Genomic DNA, 16,860 nt, shown 5'->3' on the forward strand with positions numbered 1-16,860 from the left:
AAATCTCCTCTGCCCGTGCCTTACGCGAAGAAGGACTCGCCCTTGGCGGCCTTGTCCTTGAGCATTTGCGGCGCTTCATAAAGGGCGCCCAGGTGTGCGTACTTGTCGCACAGGTCGGCGAATGCCTTGGTGCCGATGCTGTCGATGTAGCGCAGCGGTCCGCCACGGAACGGCGGGAAGCCGATGCCGTAGATCATCGCCATGTCCGCTTCGGCGGCGGAGCCGACGATGTTGTCTTCCAGACAGCGGACGGTTTCGGTGCACATCGGGATCATCATGCGGGCGATGATCTCCTCGGCGTCGAATTCCTTGCGCTCGGCGGCGATCGGCTTGAGCAGCTCGTAGCTGCCTTCGTCGGCCACTTTCTTCGGTTTGCCCTTCTTGTCCTGCTCGTAACAGTAGAAGCCAATGCCGTTCTTCTGGCCGTAGCGCTCGTTCTCGAACATGATTTCGGTGGGGTCCTTGAAGTCGTGCTGCATGCGGTCCGGGAAGCCTTCCGCCATCACTTTGGCGGCGTGCACGCCGGTGTCGATGCCGACCACGTCGAGCAGGTAGGCCGGGCCCATGGGCCAGCCGAATTTCTGCATCACTTTATCCACTTGCTGGAAGTCGGCGCCGTCGCGTACCAGCATGCCGAAGCCGGCGAAGTACGGGAACAGCACGCGGTTCACCAGGAACCCGGGGCAGTCGTTGACCACGATCGGGTTCTTGCCCATTTTCTGGGCGTAGGCGACCAGGGTGGCGATGGTTTCGTCGGAGGTTTTCTCACCACGGATCACTTCCACCAGGGGCATCATGTGCACCGGGTTGAAGAAGTGCATGCCGCCGAAGTTTTCCGGTTTTTTCAGCGCTTCCGCCAGCTTGGTGATGGAGATGGTGGAGGTGTTGGAGGCCAGAATGGTGCCGTCCGCCACTTTCTCTTCCACTTCCGCCAGTACGGCTTGTTTCACCTTGGTGTTTTCCACCACGGCTTCGACGATCACGTTGACGTTTTCAAAGTCGCCGTAGTTGAGGGTCGGGCGAATGGAGGAGAGCACCTTGCCCATCTTGGCGGCGTCCATCTTGCCTTTGGCGACGCGCTTGGCGAGCAGCTTGGAGGCTTCGTTCATGCCCAGGTCCAGCGCCTTGTCGGCGATGTCCTTCATGATGATCGGGGTGCCTTTGAGGGCGGACTGGAAGGCGATGCCGCCGCCCATGATGCCGGCGCCCAGTACCGCGGCCTGCTGGATGTCCTTGGCGGTCTTGGCGACCTTGCCGTTGACCTTCTTCACTTGCTGGTCGGCCAGGAACAGGCCCACCAGGGCGGTGGCTTGCGGGGTCTTGGCCACTTTGGCGAAGCCCTGGGCTTCCACGTCCAGTGCTTCCTCGCGCTTCATGCCGGCGGCTTTCTGCATCACCTTCACGGCTTCCACCGGCGCCGGGTAGTTCTTGCCGGCCTGCTGCATGACCATGGCGGTGCAGGTCTGGAACGCCATCATGTTTTCCATCGGCGGCAGCTTCAGCGGCTCCAGTTTTTCCTGGCGCTTGGCGCGGAAGTCGATCTTGCCGGCCAGGCATTGCTTGACCAGATCGATGGCGGCGTTGTGCAGGTCGTCGTGCTTGACCACCGCGTCCACCACGCCGTCCTTCAAGGCTTTTTCCGGTTTCTGCTGGGCGCCGGTGGCGATCCACTCAACGGCGTTGTCCACGCCCACCAGGCGCGGCATGCGCACGGTGCCGCCGAAGGCCGGGAAGATGCCGAGTTTCACTTCCGGCAGGCCGATCTGCGCCTGTTCGCTCATCACCCGGAAGTCGCACACCAGGCACATTTCCAGGCCGCCGCCCATGGCGAAGCCGTTGATCGCGACCACCTTGGGAATGTCCAGATCCTCGAAGGCGCTGAAGATGTTGTTGGCCTCGCGGGACCATTTGGCGATCTCCGCTTCTTCCTGGGCGAACATTTCGGTGAATTCGGTGATGTCCGCGCCAACGATGAACACCTTCTTGCCGGAGGTGACGATCAGACCCTTGATCTGGTCACTGCCCTTGATGGCGTCGATGGCTTTCTGGAAGTCTTCCAGGGTGGCCCGGTTGAACTTGTTGACGGACTCGCCCTGAAGGTCGAACTTCAGCTCGGCGATGCCGTCGTCAAGCAGTTGTACGCTTACGGCGTTGCCTTGATAGATCATAAGATTGCTCTCCAGTCCCAAAGTCCGCGGCGTGTCGCCGCATTTGGTGAGCCTGCTTCCGCCTCCGTGGAGGCCCGTGTGCCAGCACGTGAGTAAACACTCACATGAATGGCGAAACCATGAATCCGGATGCCGTACCAGATGGTGCGTGGCAGGCGAGTTCCAAAGTGCGCCCGATGTTCTCGGGTCGCGCCGCGCCAGGCCGGGGCCTGGTCCAGCGACACGGGGGCGTCGGGCGCGCTTTGGGGCCGCCTGATGCGTGCCAAGCATGGGCATCTCTGTGCCACTTATTAACACCTCCAGCGACGAAATGCCCTGAAGCCCCGGATTAAATCGTCATTCCGCGTGCTGGTACGGTATCCGGATTGGGCGCCAAGTATAAGAAAGCGGGCGCGGTTTATTTAGCCCCTTTTGTGACTTTATGGTCGGAGGCGGCCGCGCCTTCGACCCTGTATACTCAGCCCCCGCTTCAAATTGATGAAAGGTTGTCCGCCGTGGTCCGTGCTTTCCCCACCATTCGCCGCCGTCTTGTGGAAATCCCCGCCGGGCTGGCCGAGGTGCCGCCGTTGCTGGCACGAATCCTGGCGGCGCGGGGCATGAGCGGCGCCGAGGAGCTGGACCTGAGCCTGAACCGCCTGCCGCACCCGCGTCAATTCGGTGGTCTGGAGCAGGCGGTGGCGCTGCTGCTGCAAGCGCGGCGCGAGCATTGGCGGGTGTGCGTGGTGGGCGATTACGATGCCGATGGCGCCACCGCCACCGCCGTGATGGTAAAGGGCCTGCAACAGCTCGGCTTCGTCCGTCCCGACTATTTGGTGCCGGACCGCTTCGAGTACGGTTACGGCCTGTCGCCGGCCATTGTCGACCTGGCCCGGGAGCGTTACCAGCCGGATTTGTTGATCACCGTGGATAACGGCATCGCCAGTATCGATGGCGTGGCGGCGGCCCGGGCCGCCGGTTTGCGGGTGCTGATCACCGACCACCATTTGCCTGGCGACACGCTTCCCGACGCCGACGCCATTCTCAACCCCCGTCTCTGCGACGAGGGCTTTCCCGCCGCCAACCTGGCCGGCGTCGGCGTGGCCTTCTATGTGTTGATGGCGTTGCAGAGCGCGCTGGAGCTGCGCGGCCGGGTGGTGGATTTGCTCGATCTGGTGGCGCTGGGCACGGTGGCGGACGTGGTGGTGCTGGACGGTGCCAACCGCATTCTGGTGGAGCAGGGGCTGCGCCGTCTGCGTGCCGGCCAGGGTTCACCGGGGGTGCGCGCGCTGCTGCGGGTGGCGGGCCGCGATCCCGCGCGAGTCGTGGCCGCCGATCTGGGCTTCGCCGCCGGGCCGCGCCTCAACGCCGCCGGGCGTCTCTCGGACATGAGCCACGGCATCGAATGTCTGCTGGCGGAGAGCGACGCCGAAGCCGAACGCCACGCCCAGGAACTGGACACCATCAACCGCGAGCGGCGCGGCATCGAGCAGGGCATGCGCGAGGCCGCCATGGCCGAGGTGGCGCGGCTCACCGGGCCGACCCCGCCGGCGCTGTGCCTGCACGGCGACGACTGGCACGAAGGGGTGGTAGGGATTCTCGCCTCGCGGGTCAAGGAAGCGCTGAACCGGCCGGTGATCGCCTTTGCTCCGGCCCGGCAGCAGGGGCTGCTGAAGGGCTCCGGCCGGTCCATTCCCGGCCTGCATCTGCGTGATGTGCTGGACGCGGTGGCCACCGGCCATCCTGGTTTACTGCAGAAGTTCGGCGGTCACGCCATGGCCGCCGGGCTGACCCTGGAGCGCCGCCATCTGGCCGAATTCACCACGGCGTTCCAGGCAGCGGTGGCGGCCCAGGCCGACGAGGACGTGTTCCTGGACGTGATCGACACTGACGGCGAACTGGGCGAGCGGGACATCACCCTGGCCAACGCCGAACTGCTCAGCCACCGTTTTCCCTGGGGGCAGGGCTTCCCGCCACCGCGTTTCGACGGTGTGTTCGAGGTGCTCAATCACCGGGTGGTGGGCGAGCGTCACCTCAAACTGACTCTGGGGTTGCCGGACGTGGGCGCGGCGGTGGACGGTATTTTCTTCAACGCGCCGGTGGCGGATCTGCCCTCCCGGATCCAGCGGGTGGAAGGTGTCTACCGGCTGGAAGTCAACGAATTCCGCGGCCAGCGCAATCCGCAGTTGTTGTTTGAGTATTTGCAGGTGGTGTGAGGGAGGAACAAACGCGGCCCTCGGGCCAGTGGTGCCCCATGATCGTTGACACCCGCCGCCACGCCGATTCGCCGCCAGGGCGGCTCCCACAAGGACGGCTACGAAGCGGCTGTGGGGGCTGCCCTGGCGGCGATACAGCCGTGAACCACGAACCGCGATGTGTTTCGCTCGCCCTCCCGCATATTAGGTGTCTCGCCCCGGGGACTTTGCTAGCATTGCTTTTCGCGCCTGCCCGCGCCTCGACGATTTCGCGCCCCGCCGCTCTTGCGGCCTGGCGCTGACGCCGGCCCAAAAGGCCGGATTGACCATCCCCCCGGCGGCTATCGCCATCCCGGGGAGCTGCGACCCTTAACGGAGGGGAGACATGAAAACAATTCACAAGCATCGCCTGGATATTTCGAGCCAGGTGCAGGAGCTGCGTTTGCCCGAGGACGGTACCGTCCTGCGCGTGGACTACGTGGCCCAGGAAGCTCTGATTTATATGTGGGTGGAAGTGGACGCCGACACCGTCATCGACACGCCGAAGGAAACCCGGCGCTTCAAGGTGTTCGCCACTGGCAGCGGCATTCCCGACAACGCCCGCTACATTGGCACCACCCTGGATACCCTCAAACCGGAGGCGTATCACGTCTTCGAACTGAAAGATTAGCGCCGTCTTCGCCATCCGGCCGGGCAGGCCCCTCGTCAGTGGCGGCGCAAACCGCTAAAATCGCCGCCTTTCCCCATTCATTTGAGACGATTCGAGTAGACGCCTTATGGAAGTCAATCCGCTGCGTACGCACCTTGCCGACCTGTCCGAGCGCGTGGAAGCGCTTAGGGGGTATCTTTGACTACGCTGTAAAAAGCGAGCGACTGGTCGAAGTAGAAAGGGAACTGGCCACCCCGGACGTGTGGAACGAACCGGAGCGGGCTCAGGCCCTGGGCAAGGAGCGGGCGCAACTGGAGCTGGTGGTGAAGACCCTCGATGAGGCCGGCCAAGGCGTCATCGACACCGGCGACCTGCTGGAACTGGCGGTGGAAGAGGGCGATGAAGACACCGTCCAGGAAGTGGAAGCTGACCTGGAGCGGCTCGAACGGCTGGTGGCGGATCTGGAATTCCGCCGCATGTTCTCCGGCGAAATGGACGCCAACAACGCCTACCTGGATATTCAGGCCGGATCCGGCGGCACCGAAGCCCAGGACTGGGCGGAAATGCTGCTGCGCATGTACCTGCGCTGGGGCGAGGCCCACGGTTTCAAGACCTCCCTGGAGGAAGCCTCCGCCGGCGACGTGGCCGGTATCAAATCCGCCACCGTGCGTTTCGAAGGGCCCTACGCCTACGGCTGGCTGCGGACCGAGACCGGCGTGCACCGTCTGGTGCGCAAGAGCCCGTTCGACTCCGGCGGCCGCCGCCATACCTCGTTCACCTCGGTGTTCGTGGCACCGGAAGTGGATGACAACATCGACATCGAGATCGACCCGGGCAAGCTGCGCACCGACACCTATCGCGCCTCCGGCGCCGGTGGTCAGCACGTTAACCGGACCGACTCCGCGGTACGTCTGACCTATGTGTTCACCGATCCGGATACCGGCCAGGAACACACCGTGGTAACCCAGTGCCAGTCCGAGCGCAGCCAGCACCAGAACCGGGACAAGGCCACCAAGATGCTGATGGCCAAGCTCTACGAACTGGAAATGCAGAAACGCAACTCGGCCAAGCAGGCACAGGAAAACGCCAAGTCGGACATCGGCTGGGGCAGCCAGATCCGTTCCTATGTGCTGGACGACGGCCGCATCAAGGATCTGCGCACCAACGTGGAAAGCCACAATACCCAGCAGGTCCTGGACGGTGATCTGGACCGCTTTATCGAAGCGTCCCTTAAAAGCGGGTTGTAAAGAAAGACGCGGCTGTAATACCAGGGTCCGCCGCCGGACCGCGAAACAGGTTAGAGAGATAATGGCTGACGAACAGAACACTCCCAACGGTAGCGCCAACGATAGCGCCGATGAAAACCGTCTGATCGCCGAGCGCCGCGCCAAACTGGCGGCCTGGCGCGAACAGGGCGCGGCTTTCCCCAATGACTTCCGCCGTGACGCGCTGGCCGCCGATCTGCAGGCCCAATACGGCGAGCTGAGCAAGGAAGAGCTGGAAGAGCGGGACATCCAGGTGGCGGTGGCCGGCCGTCTGATGCTGGACCGCAAGGCGTTCAAAGTGCTCCAGGACATGTCCGGACGGATCCAGATCTACGCCAGCAAGGACGTGCAGAAAGACACCAAGCACTGGGACCTGGGCGACATCGTTGGCGTGCGCGGCAAGCTGTGCAAATCCGGCAAGGGCGATCTGTACGTGATGATGGACGACTACCGTCTGCTCACCAAGGCGCTGCGGCCGCTGCCGGAAAAACACAAAGGCCTCACCGACACCGAGGCCCGTTATCGTCAGCGCTACGTGGACCTGATCGTCAACGACGACAGCCGCCGTGCCTTCCAGATCCGCTCGCAAGTGGTGGCCGGTATCCGCAATTATCTGGTGGCGCAGGGCTTCATCGAAGCGGAAACACCGATGCTGCAGGTGATCCCCGGTGGCGCCACGGCGCGGCCGTTCATCACCCACCACAACAGCCTGGACCTGGACATGTATCTGCGCATCGCGCCGGAACTGTACCTCAAGCGGCTGGTGGTGGGCGGCTTCGAGAAGGTGTTCGAGATCAACCGCAACTTCCGTAACGAAGGTCTCTCCACCCGGCATAACCCGGAATTCACCATGCTGGAGTTCTACCAGGCCTACGCCGGCTACCAGGACCTCATGGACCTCACCGAGGACATGCTGCGCACCCTGGCGCGGGACGTGCTGGGCACCACCGAGATCCAGTACCAGGGCGAGATTTATGACTTCGGCAAGCCGTTCGCGCGGCTGTCGGTGTTCGACTCGATCCTCCAGTTCAACCCGGATATGGACGCCGCCGAGCTGGCCGACGAGCAGGGCGCCCGCCGTATCGCCGAAGGGCTGGGCATTCCGCTCAAGCCGATCTGGGGCCTGGGCAAGGTGCAGATCGAGATCTTCGAGAAAACCGTGGAGCACCGGTTGAAGGACCCCACCTTCATCACCGACTACCCCACTGAAGTGTCACCGCTGGCCCGGCGCCGGGATGACAACCCGTTCGTCACCGAGCGCTTCGAGTTCTTCGTCGGCGGCCGCGAGATCGCCAATGGCTTCTCCGAGCTCAACGACGCGGAGGACCAGGCCGAGCGCTTCAAGCAGCAAGTGGCGGAGAAGGAAGCCGGCGACGACGAGGCCATGTTCTTCGACGAGGATTACATCAACGCCCTGGAGCACGGCCTGCCGCCCACCGCCGGCGAGGGTATCGGCATCGACCGGCTGGTGATGCTGTTCACCGATTCGCCGTCGATCCGGGATGTGATCCTGTTCCCGCACATGCGGCCCCAGGGCCGTTGACAGCCAGCGAGCCCGGTGGCTCTGGTCACGAAGCGTTGCAAAGTGAGGCCTTACTAAGCTTACACCTGCTGGTAAGCTGGAATGGCCATCATTAGCAGAACAACGAGTCGTCCTATGACCACGACCATTCAATACCAGGGCCGCAAGGCCCGCCGCGCCGGCAGCGAACAGCGCCGGCGCGCCATTCTCGAGGCTGCCCTGACGATCATCGTCCGCGACGGTATCCGTGCCGTGAGGCACCGGGCCGTGGCGCGCGAGGCCGATGTGCCGCTGTCCGCCACCACTTACTATTTCAAGGACATCGGCGATCTGATCGCCGACACCTTCACGCTGTTCGCGGAACGGGCCCTCAGCGACGTGATCGGGCCGTTCCGGGATCAGGCCTTCGCCCTGATCCGGCAGCTCGACGGCGCGCCGATCAATAATGCCGCGCAAAGGGACCAGTTGATTGACCAATTGGCGGAGCTGACCACGCGCTTTATCCTTGATGAGCTGCAAAACCGGCGCGAGCACCTGATCGCCGAGCAGGCGTTCCTGCAGGAAGCGATCCTGGACCAGAGGCTGCGGGAGCTGGCGGACCTTTATTTGCAGCAGCAAACGGATATTCTGGTGGAGGCCTGCCGGGCCTTTGGCTCGGACAAGCCGCAATTGGACGCGGAACTGATCCACGGCCAGATCATGGTCATCGAGGTGCGTCTGCTGGCGCACCCCGAATGGGTGGACGAGTCGTCCCTGCGTAACCGGACACGACATTTATTGGACAGGTTGGTACCCCATGTCTGACGCCAAGGCCGCCCTGGAACCGGGGTGGATGAACGTCCTCGCGGCGGAGTTCGACAAGGATTACATGGTGCGTCTGCGGGCGTTCCTGCGTGAGGAAAAGCAAAAGGGCGAGACCGTGTTCCCGCCGGGCCCGGACATCTTCCGGGCCTTCAACGATACCCCCTTCGAGGACGTCAAGGTGGTGATCCTGGGCCAGGACCCGTATCACGGGCCGGGCCAGGCCCACGGCCTGTGCTTCTCGGTGCAGCCGGGCGTGCGGGTGCCGCCGTCGCTGGTCAATATCTTCAAGGAAATCGAACGGGATCTGGGCATTCCCGCCCCCGATCACGGTAATCTGGAGCCCTGGGCCAAGCAGGGCGTGCTGTTGCTCAACGCGGTGCTCACCGTGCGCGCCGGCCAGGCCGCTTCCCATCAAAAGCAGGGTTGGGAAGAGTTCACCGATCAGGCCATCGACCACATCAACCGTGAGCGCGAGGGCGTGGTGTTCATGCTGTGGGGCAGCTACGCGCAAAAGAAAGGGCGCCTGATCGACCGTCAGCGCCACTGCGTGCTGACCGCGCCGCACCCGTCGCCGCTGTCGGCGCACCGCGGCTTTCTCGGGTGCGGCCATTTTTCCCGCGCCAACCAGTATTTGATTCAACAGGGCAAGACGCCGGTGGATTGGGCCCTTTAACGGCTTTTTGCAACACCCGGGTGCTTTCCGTGGTTTGATACTTGCTATAGCGATTGTTTCTCCAATCGATTCTTTTTCGATCGGGATTTCTATCGGAAAAAGGAGCCCGTGCCGGCATGACCGACACCGTTCTGTTTCAGGAATTGCCCACCGCCTCCGGCCATGTGATTGGCCGCGCCACCCTTAACGCTCCCGCCGCCCTCAATGCGCTCAGTCTGGACATGATCGAGTCACTCAGCCGGCGGCTGGACGACTGGCAAGACCGTGACGACATCGTCGCGATCTGGCTGGAAGGCGCCGGTGACAAGGCGTTTTGCGCCGGCGGTGATGTGGTGGCCCTGCATCGGGCCATGGTGCGCCACGCGGGCAAGGACCGGAATCCGGAAGTGGAGGCGTACTTCGCCGCCGAATACCGCCTCGACCACCGTCTGCACCGCTCGCCGGTGCCGGTGATCTGTTGGGCGGACGGCCTGGTGTTGGGCGGCGGCATGGGCCTGATGCAAGGCAGCACCTTCCGGCTGGTGACGGCAAACAGCCGGCTCGGTATGCCGGAAATCAACATCGGTCTGTACCCGGACGTGGGCGCCAGCTGGTTTCTCAATCGCCTGCCGGGCCGTACCGGTTTGTTCCTGGGGCTCACCGGTGTTCATTTCGATGCCCGCGATGCTTTGAATCTGGGGCTGGCGGATCGCTGCCTGGACCAGGACGCGGAGCACCTGCTGGATGACCTCGGCGGCCAGAGCTTCACTGGCGAGCGCGCCGCCGACCATGCCCTGCTGTTTCGTTTCTTCCGCGATGCCGCCCACTATCCGTTGCAGCTGGACGGCGCCGTCAGTGCCCGCCGTAATCTCATCGACAACTGGTGCGACGGCGCCGACCTGCCGGAAGTGGTGGACACTCTGCTGGCGGCGAAGGAATGCGACAGCTGGCTCGACAAGGCCCGCGCCAACCTCACCGGCGGCTGTCCGCAAACCGCTTTCCTGGTGTGGGAGCAACTGCGCCGGGCGCGTTATCTGTCACTTGAGGATGTGTTCCGAATGGAATGGACGCTGTCGGTGCAATGCGCGCTGCACGCGGATTTCCGCGAAGGCGTGCGGGCGTTGTTGATCGACAAGGACGGCAAGCCGCGCTTCCGCCACCGCAGTGTGCATGAGGTGCCGCCGGGGTACATCGACACTTTCTTCGAAAACCCGGCGCCGCGGCATCCGCTGGCGGATTTGGGATCCTAGCGGAAAAAAGCGATTCGTGGGCACGCCTACACGCAACACGCCGGCACGCTATATCCAAAGCCTGCTGACTGGTTTTGGAGAAGACGGGCCGGGATTCGCCAGCAGGCTGGCTCCCACAGATTGCGCTACGAAGCCGCCGTGGGAGCTTGCCTGCAAGCGAATGGTGTGTCAGCGGGTTTATCTTCTCCGCCCATAAATACCAGTGATAATGAGTATGCCCGCGTTGTGCTGGTGCCCCGCGCCGCCCGGCGGTAGGGTTAGGCTCCTTCTTCGTTCCAAGCAGGGAGCCAGGCATGTCTTTCCAGCATTACAGCTTGATTCAAGCGCCCATGGCCGGCGGTATCAGTGGTGCCCGTTTCGTCGCCGAAGCGAGCCGCGCCGGGGCGCTTGGTTCAGTGGGCGCCGGTTATTTGAGCGGCGCCGCGATCCTCGAGTCGGCCCGGGGTGTGCGCGACGCCGGCGGCGATGCGTTCGCCATCAATCTGTTTATCCCGCCGTCACAAACGCCGGACGCCGAACAAGTGGTGAAAGCAAAGGCGGCGCTGCGTTCCTGCTATGCCGCCGCCGGCGTGACCATGCCGGAACAGTTCGCGCCGCTGCCGTCCTTCGACGAGCAGTTCGAAGCGGTGCTGGAAGCGCGCCCGGCGGTGTTTTCCTACACCTTCGGCCGTCTGCCCAGGGATCGCATGGACGCCTGCCGCGCGCGCGGTATCGCCCTGGTGGGTACCGCCACCAGTGTGGCGGAGGCGCAAGCGCTGGCCGAGGACGGTGTTGACGCGGTGGTCCTGCAGGGCGAGGAAGCCGGCGGCCATCGTGGCAGCGTCGACCCGCTGGCGCCGGGCATGGTGCTGGACGATCTGCTGGCGGCTTGCCGGCAAGTGGTGTCCCTGCCGTTGATCGCCGCCGGTGGTTTGATGGACGGCGCCGACATGGCGAGGGTAATGCGTGCCGGTGCCGCCGCCGCGCAACTGGGCACGGCCTTTCTGCGCTGCCCGGAAGCGGACACGGCGGCGGTCTGGAAACAACGGCTGGCCGAGGCGGCCCCCGGCGCCACCGGCGTCACCCGCGCGGTCTCCGGCCGCTGGGCACGAGGCCTGGCCAACGCCTGGATGGATGAGCGCGCCCCCAAGGACATCGCTCCCTACCCGGAACAACACCGCCTGACTTCCCCTTTGCGCAAAGGCGCTGGCGCCGACTGGAAAAGCCTCTGGGCCGGCACGGGGGCGCACCGTTCCCGGGAGATGCCGGTGGCGGAGCTGGTGCGGACGCTGGAAGAAGAATGGAAAGACTGTGAATAGTTAATAGGGAACAGTGAATAGTTGCGCGCGCTACGAAAGGTGCTGACTGAAACCAAAGAGGCCGCGCCCAAACCTGGGTGCGGCCTCTTTGATTGGAAAAATAAAAAAGCGGGCTATTGCGGATCGGCAAACGGCCCTTGCGTCATCGCAACGCCGCCTTCTTTTCACTGTTCACTATTCACTGTTACTTATTCACTGCCCTTCCCATATGGCAGTGCCATCGCCGCCGCCCCCAACGCCTGATCATCAGCGAACAACTCCCCCTCATGGTCCAGGCGCACCACCGCGAGCAGGCGGGGGGTGGGTTCGCCGCGGGCGCTGTCGACCACTTCGCCGACGGCGCGGCCGTCGCTGTTGCGCAGAGGTTGTCCCGGGGAGAGGGGCGGGCCGTTGTAGGTGAAGGCGGCCATGCGTTGCTTGAGCTTGCCCTTGAAGTGCATGCGCGCCACCACTTCCTGGCCGGTGTAGCAGCCTTTGTTGAAGCTGACGCCGCCGAGCAGGTCGTAGTTAAGCACCTGGGGCAGGAACAGATCCTCGCCGCCGGGGTAGATCTGGCCTTCGCCGGCGCCGATATCGAGAAAACGCCAGCCCTCGCCGTCGACCGGGGTGCGGCTTGCCTGCTTCCGTTGCGCCCGGCTCAGTTCCGCCAGGGCGTCGTCAGCGCCGATCACCAGCAGTTGCTCGGTGAGCGGATAACGCAGCAGAGTCAGGCCATCATGGTGGCGGCCATGGCCCGCATCCGGCAGCGGCAGGCCGCTTTGCTCCAGCGCTCCGGCCAGGCCGATCACGCGCAGATCCTCGGCCACCTCGAAGGTCACCTTGGCGCGCAGTCGGTATTTTTCCAGGCAACGGATCACCGCTTCGGCCATGGTCGCCGGGCACAGGATCAGATAGCCCTGGTCATCGCGGACCAGGCGCAGACTCACCAGGCCCCGGCCTTTCAGCGACAGATGCATGGCGGCATGGTGCTCGCCCTGATCGATCCGTTTCAGATCGCAGGTGAGTTGCCCTTGCAGATAGGACCCCGCTTCCTCGCCGCGCACCCGCACCACCGCCAGATGGTCGCAGATCGCCAGGGCCGGTGTGGTAACGCCGCCGTTGGCGGGGGAGATTTCCGCGATCAAAGAGGACCAAGCGCTCATAGTGTTCCCGGTTGTTGGCTGGTCACACATGATAGGGAATCGGGGTGGGTGCTGTCAGCCGTAGAGACCTTAAACAGGCTCTTACCATATCGCCGGAACGTCGCCTGACATACAATTGCCCGCCTGCACATCGTATTGGGGAAAGACATGTCGCTGGCCGATCTGAAACGTCGTTATCGCTGGCAGTGCCGTCGTGGCGCTTCCGAGGTGGAGGTGGTGCTGTACGGCTATCTGGATCATCACTTCGAGCAGGATAGCGAGGCCAACCGGGCGCTGTTCCCGAAACTGCTGGAATGCGCGGACGTCGACATGCTGGAGTGGTTCACCGCCCGTTCGGAACCGCAAGACCCGGAGTTACGCGCCTATGTCCGCCACATACTCGGCCTCGTTTCCGCCTCGTCTTGAGCTGCGCCCTTCGGCCTGGCCGCGCCGGCTGCGCCTGGCCGCTTTGCTGATTTCCGCTCTGGCGCTGTGGCACAGCGCGGTGCCGGTGTGGGCATTACCGCCGTTGCTGGCGGGGCTGGCCTGGTGGTTGTGGCGGTGGCGGCCGCCACTAGTGACGGCCGTGGCGGTCACCGCCACGGAAGTGACTCTGGTGTTGGAAAATCCGGACCTGAAAGAGAGCCGGATCACCGTGACGGCGCCGTTCCGCGCCTGGACGCCCGGGCCCTGGCTGGCGCTGCGCTGCCCCGGCCGGGGCTGGGTCTGGATCTTCGCCGATCAGGCCGGGGAAGCGGCGCTCACGCCGCTGCGTCAGGTGCTCTGGCTCAATCGGCGGCGCTGACCGGCGAAAGGGCTCCCAAGGGGCTGTTGTCCGGCACCAGCACGCTGTCCCGTGGCGGATCCTGGGGGCCGGGAAACTCGCGCATGAAATGCAGGCCCCGGCTTTCACGGCGTTGCAGCGCCGAACGGATGATCAGGTCGGCGATCACCACCAGGTTGCGCAGTTCCAGCAGGTCGTTGCTGATGTGGTAGTTGCTGTAATACTCGCTGATTTCCTTCTGCAGCAAATCCACCCGGTGCTGGGCCCGCTCCAGCCGTTTCACCGTACGCACGATGCCCACGTAGTCCCACATGAAGCGCCGCAGCTCATCCCAGTTGTGGCTGATCACCACGTCTTCGTCGGAGTCGGTGACCAGGCTGTCGTCCCATTCCTCGGCGCCGCGCGGCAGCGGCAGACCGGCAAGGTGCTCGCTGATGTGGCGGGCCACGGAGCGGCCGTACACCAGGCATTCCAGCAGGGAGTTGCTGGCCATGCGGTTGGCGCCGTGCAGGCCGGTGAAACTGGTCTCGCCCAGCGCATAAAGGCCGGGCAGGTCGGTTTCGCCGTTTTCGTTGATCATCACCCCGCCGCAGGTGTAATGGGCCGCCGGCACCACCGGGATCGGATCGCGGGTGATGTCCAGGCCCAGTTGCAGGCACTTGGCGTAGACGGTGGGGAAGTGCTCGATGATGAAATCCGCCGGCTTGTGGCTGATGTCCAGATACAGACAATCGGCGCCCAGGCGCTTCATTTCATGGTCGATGGCACGGGCCACCACATCCCGTGGCGCCAGTTCCGCCCGTTCATGGAAGCGCGGCATGAAACGCTCGCCGTTGGGCAGCAGCAGTTTGCCGCCTTCGCCGCGGATCGCCTCGGTGATCAGGAAGCTCTTGGCCTTGGGGTGGTACAGACAGGTGGGATGGAACTGCATGAATTCCATGTTCGCCACCCGGCAGCCGGCGCGCCAGGCCATGGCGATGCCGTCGCCGGTGGCCACGTCCGGATTGGAGGTGTACAGGTACACCTTGGAGGCGCCGCCGGTGGCGAGCACCACCGACCGGGCCAGAATGACATCGGTTTCGCCGCTGCGGATATCGTGCACATAGGCGCCGCAGCAGCGCCGCTCGCCATCGTGCACCTGGGTGATCAGATCCACCGCCACCCGGTGTTCGAACCGTTCCACGTTGGTCTTTTCCTTGACGCGGTCGATCAGCGTGCTGGAAATCGCCACGCCGGTGGCGTCGGCGGCGTGGATAATGCGCCGGTGGCTGTGGCCGCCCTCGCGGGTCAAATGGTAGGGCAGGGGCGCGTCCTGGCCGCCGGGCATGCGGGTGAAATCCACCCCCTGTTCAATCAGCCAGCGGATCGCTTCCGGGCCGTTTTCCACCGTGAACCGCACCGCGTCGTCGTGGCACAGGCCGGCGCCGGCCACATGGGTATCCTGGACATGGCTGTCCATGGAATCGGATTCATCCAGCACCGCCGCCACGCCGCCCTGGGCGTAATAGGTGCTGGCGTGGGTCAGTTCGCCCTTGGAAAGCAGCGCGACCCGGGCATCGTCGGGCAGGCGCAGGGCCACGGTCAGGCCGGCGGCGCCGGAACCGATGATCAGAACGTCGTAATGAAAGGTTGCCATAGCTATCCGCGGTTATCCGCGCTGCCGGCTCGACACCGTGACCGGGGACGGTACGCAAAGCGGCGCATTATGGAGGTGAATTGTTGAACCATTGTGAAAACCGGCCATGTTCAGGGAGGCCAGTATAGCGGTCCAGGCAACTCCTGTTACAATACCGCGCTTCAATCCTGGCTGGCGGGGGCCAAATCCGCTCCGGCACGGCCAGGGCAAGGCGAAGATCGCGACGTTCCGGGGGGCACAGTGCTTCTGCAACACCAGCTCACGACGGGAAAAACAGGGCCATCGGCGCCTGGTCGGTATGCGCCGCGCGTGCCGTGCCGACGGGATGTCGCCGCTCGTTTTGCCACGACCATCCCGAAGGAGTGCTAGGTGTCCGACGAACAGTTGGTCAAAAAAGCCAAGAATGGTGATCAGCGCGCCTTTGAAGTGTTGGTACTGAAGTACCAGCAACGTATCTTCGCTCTCATCAGCCGTTACGTCCGTGATCAGGATGAGGTCCAGGACGTGGCCCAGGAAGCCTTCATCAAAGCCTGGCGCGCCTTGCCGCGATTTCGTGGCGACAGTGCCTTCTATACCTGGCTTTACCGTATCGCCGTCAATACCGCCAAGAACCACCTGGTGGCCCAGGGGCGCCGTCCTCCGGGCACCGATCTGGATGCCGCCGAAGCGGAACAGTACAGTGGTGCGGAAATCCTGCACGAGATTGGAACCCCTGAGTCCCATGTGTTGTCTGAGGAGCTGGAGGCAGTAATCCACCGGGCCATCGAGGCACTGCCCCAGGAACTCAAGACCGCCGTGACCCTGCGTGAATTCGAGGGCCTCAGCTATGAGGACATCGCGGTGGTCATGGAATGTCCGGTGGGAACGGTGCGTTCGCGCATCTTCCGGGCTCGGGAAGCCATCGACGAGGCGGTGCGGCCCCTGCTAGGGTCGCAACGTGGAGACAAAGGGTGAGGTCATGAAACGGGACTTTGAAGTGTTGTCCGCCCTGCTGGACGGAGAAACCAATGAATTCGAGACGCGGCGGGTGCTGCGGGATCTGGACGAGAATGGTTTGGATACCCTGGCCCGTTGGCAACTCACCCGTGATGTGATGCATGGCCAGGCGGTTCGGCCGGTGCCATCGTCCTTTAACGCGCGTCTGTCCGAGGCGCTGGCGGCGGAATCGGCGCCGGCGCGCCGGTCCGGCCTGGTGGGTGGTTTCGCCCGGGTGGCGGTGGCCGCCTCCGTGGCCGCGGCCACCGTGGTGGGCTGGCAGTACTGGAGCGGGCCCTCCGGCTCCTCCTTGTCTTCCGGCGCGCCGCAAAACACCCTGGCCGCCAATGATCAGCGCATGAGTCGTCCGTTCGGTGATCTTTCGCTGGTGTCGCAAAGCGCCCGTGGCGGTGCCGGCGCGGTGCCGGTGCAGGTCAACGCGGCCCAGCCGCGGGTCAACGCCATGCTGATGCGGCACAGTGAGTTCGCCGCGCGCCACAGCGGTCAGGGCATGATGCCTTACGCCCGTCTGGTGAGCATGGACGCCCGCAACGGAGCACGCTAA

General features: G+C 64.1%; 15 protein-coding genes. 12 read left to right on the forward strand and 3 right to left on the reverse strand.

Annotated features, from left to right (window positions below):
- Positions 1-20: 20 nt before the first annotated feature.
- Positions 21-2,168, reverse strand: a complete 2,148-nt coding sequence (fadB, locus tag RYH70_RS07065; protein WP_317009985.1) for a fatty acid oxidation complex subunit alpha FadB — start codon at positions 2,166-2,168, stop codon at positions 21-23.
- A 494-nt stretch (positions 2,169-2,662) separates the two neighbouring features.
- Here fadB and recJ point away from each other — a divergent pair, with 494 nt between their 5' ends.
- From recJ to RYH70_RS07105, 8 genes are all read left to right on the forward strand, one after another.
- Positions 2,663-4,360, forward strand: a complete 1,698-nt coding sequence (gene recJ / locus RYH70_RS07070; protein ID WP_317010165.1) for a single-stranded-DNA-specific exonuclease RecJ — start codon at positions 2,663-2,665, stop codon at positions 4,358-4,360.
- Between the two features lie 364 nt (positions 4,361-4,724).
- Positions 4,725-5,009 carry a DUF7352 domain-containing protein gene (locus RYH70_RS07075; RefSeq protein WP_014993874.1) on the forward strand — a complete coding sequence of 95 codons (285 nt, stop codon included), beginning with the start codon at positions 4,725-4,727 and terminating at the stop codon, positions 5,007-5,009.
- A 106-nt stretch (positions 5,010-5,115) separates the two neighbouring features.
- Positions 5,116-6,235 (forward strand): peptide chain release factor 2 gene (gene prfB, locus RYH70_RS07080; RefSeq protein WP_097058045.1). Its coding sequence is split into 2 segments (ribosomal slippage): positions 5,116-5,187 and positions 5,189-6,235, totalling 1,119 coding nucleotides; the frame shifts between segments, so codons are not numbered across the junction.
- Positions 6,236-6,296: 61 nt separating this feature from the next.
- Complete coding sequence (gene lysS, locus RYH70_RS07085) at positions 6,297-7,796, forward strand: lysine--tRNA ligase (RefSeq protein ID WP_317009986.1); 1,500 nt, start codon at positions 6,297-6,299, stop codon at positions 7,794-7,796.
- 114 nt (positions 7,797-7,910) lie between these two features.
- Entirely contained in the window at positions 7,911-8,579 is a 669-nt protein-coding gene (locus RYH70_RS07090) for a TetR/AcrR family transcriptional regulator (RefSeq protein WP_022996718.1), read from the forward strand.
- Positions 8,572-9,252, forward strand: a complete 681-nt coding sequence (gene ung, locus RYH70_RS07095) for a uracil-DNA glycosylase (RefSeq protein ID WP_022996719.1) — start codon at positions 8,572-8,574, stop codon at positions 9,250-9,252. The genes RYH70_RS07090 and ung overlap by 8 nt, the downstream gene beginning before the upstream one ends.
- A gap of 116 nt (positions 9,253-9,368) precedes the next feature.
- Entirely contained in the window at positions 9,369-10,481 is a 1,113-nt protein-coding gene (locus RYH70_RS07100; protein WP_022996720.1) for an enoyl-CoA hydratase/isomerase family protein, read from the forward strand.
- Positions 10,482-10,774: 293 nt separating this feature from the next.
- Entirely contained in the window at positions 10,775-11,779 is a 1,005-nt protein-coding gene (locus RYH70_RS07105; protein ID WP_317009987.1) for an NAD(P)H-dependent flavin oxidoreductase, read from the forward strand.
- 188 nt (positions 11,780-11,967) lie between these two features.
- Here the strand turns inward: RYH70_RS07105 and ygfZ are convergent, their stop codons facing one another.
- Entirely contained in the window at positions 11,968-12,921 is a 954-nt protein-coding gene (ygfZ, locus tag RYH70_RS07110; protein ID WP_022996722.1) for a CAF17-like 4Fe-4S cluster assembly/insertion protein YgfZ, read from the reverse strand.
- Between the two features lie 147 nt (positions 12,922-13,068).
- On the opposite strand from ygfZ, the gene RYH70_RS07115 reads away from it, so the two are divergent.
- Positions 13,069-13,326, forward strand: coding sequence for an FAD assembly factor SdhE (locus tag RYH70_RS07115; RefSeq protein WP_022996723.1), 258 nt, complete (start codon positions 13,069-13,071; stop codon positions 13,324-13,326).
- Entirely contained in the window at positions 13,286-13,705 is a 420-nt protein-coding gene (locus RYH70_RS07120) for a hypothetical protein (protein ID WP_026948973.1), read from the forward strand. Before RYH70_RS07115 ends, RYH70_RS07120 begins: the two co-directional genes overlap by 41 nt.
- Here RYH70_RS07120 and nadB read toward each other — a convergent pair.
- Complete coding sequence (gene nadB, locus RYH70_RS07125; protein WP_022996725.1) at positions 13,689-15,320, reverse strand: L-aspartate oxidase; 1,632 nt, start codon at positions 15,318-15,320, stop codon at positions 13,689-13,691. The two genes, RYH70_RS07120 and nadB, sit on opposite strands and share 17 nt — an antisense overlap.
- Positions 15,321-15,689: 369 nt before the next feature.
- Here nadB and rpoE point away from each other — a divergent pair, with 369 nt between their 5' ends.
- On the forward strand, positions 15,690-16,274 hold the full coding sequence (gene rpoE / locus RYH70_RS07130) for an RNA polymerase sigma factor RpoE (RefSeq protein WP_022996726.1): 585 nt from the start codon (positions 15,690-15,692) through the stop codon (positions 16,272-16,274).
- Positions 16,275-16,278: 4 nt separating this feature from the next.
- Positions 16,279-16,860, forward strand: coding sequence for a sigma-E factor negative regulatory protein (locus RYH70_RS07135; protein ID WP_022996727.1), 582 nt, complete (start codon positions 16,279-16,281; stop codon positions 16,858-16,860).

This window comes from Alloalcanivorax xenomutans, from assembly GCF_032810065.1.
GTDB lineage: Bacteria > Pseudomonadota > Gammaproteobacteria > Pseudomonadales > Alcanivoracaceae > Alloalcanivorax > Alloalcanivorax xenomutans.

Coding starts and splice junctions, on each gene's coding strand:
- fadB (WP_317009985.1), bottom strand. CDS start 2,168: ATGATCTATCAAGGCAACGCCGTAAGCGTACAACTGCTTGACGACGGC.
- RYH70_RS07075 (WP_014993874.1), top strand. CDS start 4,725: ATGAAAACAATTCACAAGCATCGCCTGGATATTTCGAGCCAGGTGCAG.
- lysS (WP_317009986.1), top strand. CDS start 6,297: ATGGCTGACGAACAGAACACTCCCAACGGTAGCGCCAACGATAGCGCC.
- RYH70_RS07090 (WP_022996718.1), top strand. CDS start 7,911: ATGACCACGACCATTCAATACCAGGGCCGCAAGGCCCGCCGCGCCGGC.
- ung (WP_022996719.1), top strand. CDS start 8,572: ATGTCTGACGCCAAGGCCGCCCTGGAACCGGGGTGGATGAACGTCCTC.
- RYH70_RS07100 (WP_022996720.1), top strand. CDS start 9,369: ATGACCGACACCGTTCTGTTTCAGGAATTGCCCACCGCCTCCGGCCAT.
- RYH70_RS07105 (WP_317009987.1), top strand. CDS start 10,775: ATGTCTTTCCAGCATTACAGCTTGATTCAAGCGCCCATGGCCGGCGGT.
- ygfZ (WP_022996722.1), bottom strand. CDS start 12,921: ATGAGCGCTTGGTCCTCTTTGATCGCGGAAATCTCCCCCGCCAACGGC.
- RYH70_RS07115 (WP_022996723.1), top strand. CDS start 13,069: ATGTCGCTGGCCGATCTGAAACGTCGTTATCGCTGGCAGTGCCGTCGT.
- RYH70_RS07120 (WP_026948973.1), top strand. CDS start 13,286: ATGTCCGCCACATACTCGGCCTCGTTTCCGCCTCGTCTTGAGCTGCGC.
- nadB (WP_022996725.1), bottom strand. CDS start 15,320: ATGGCAACCTTTCATTACGACGTTCTGATCATCGGTTCCGGCGCCGCC.
- RYH70_RS07135 (WP_022996727.1), top strand. CDS start 16,279: ATGAAACGGGACTTTGAAGTGTTGTCCGCCCTGCTGGACGGAGAAACC.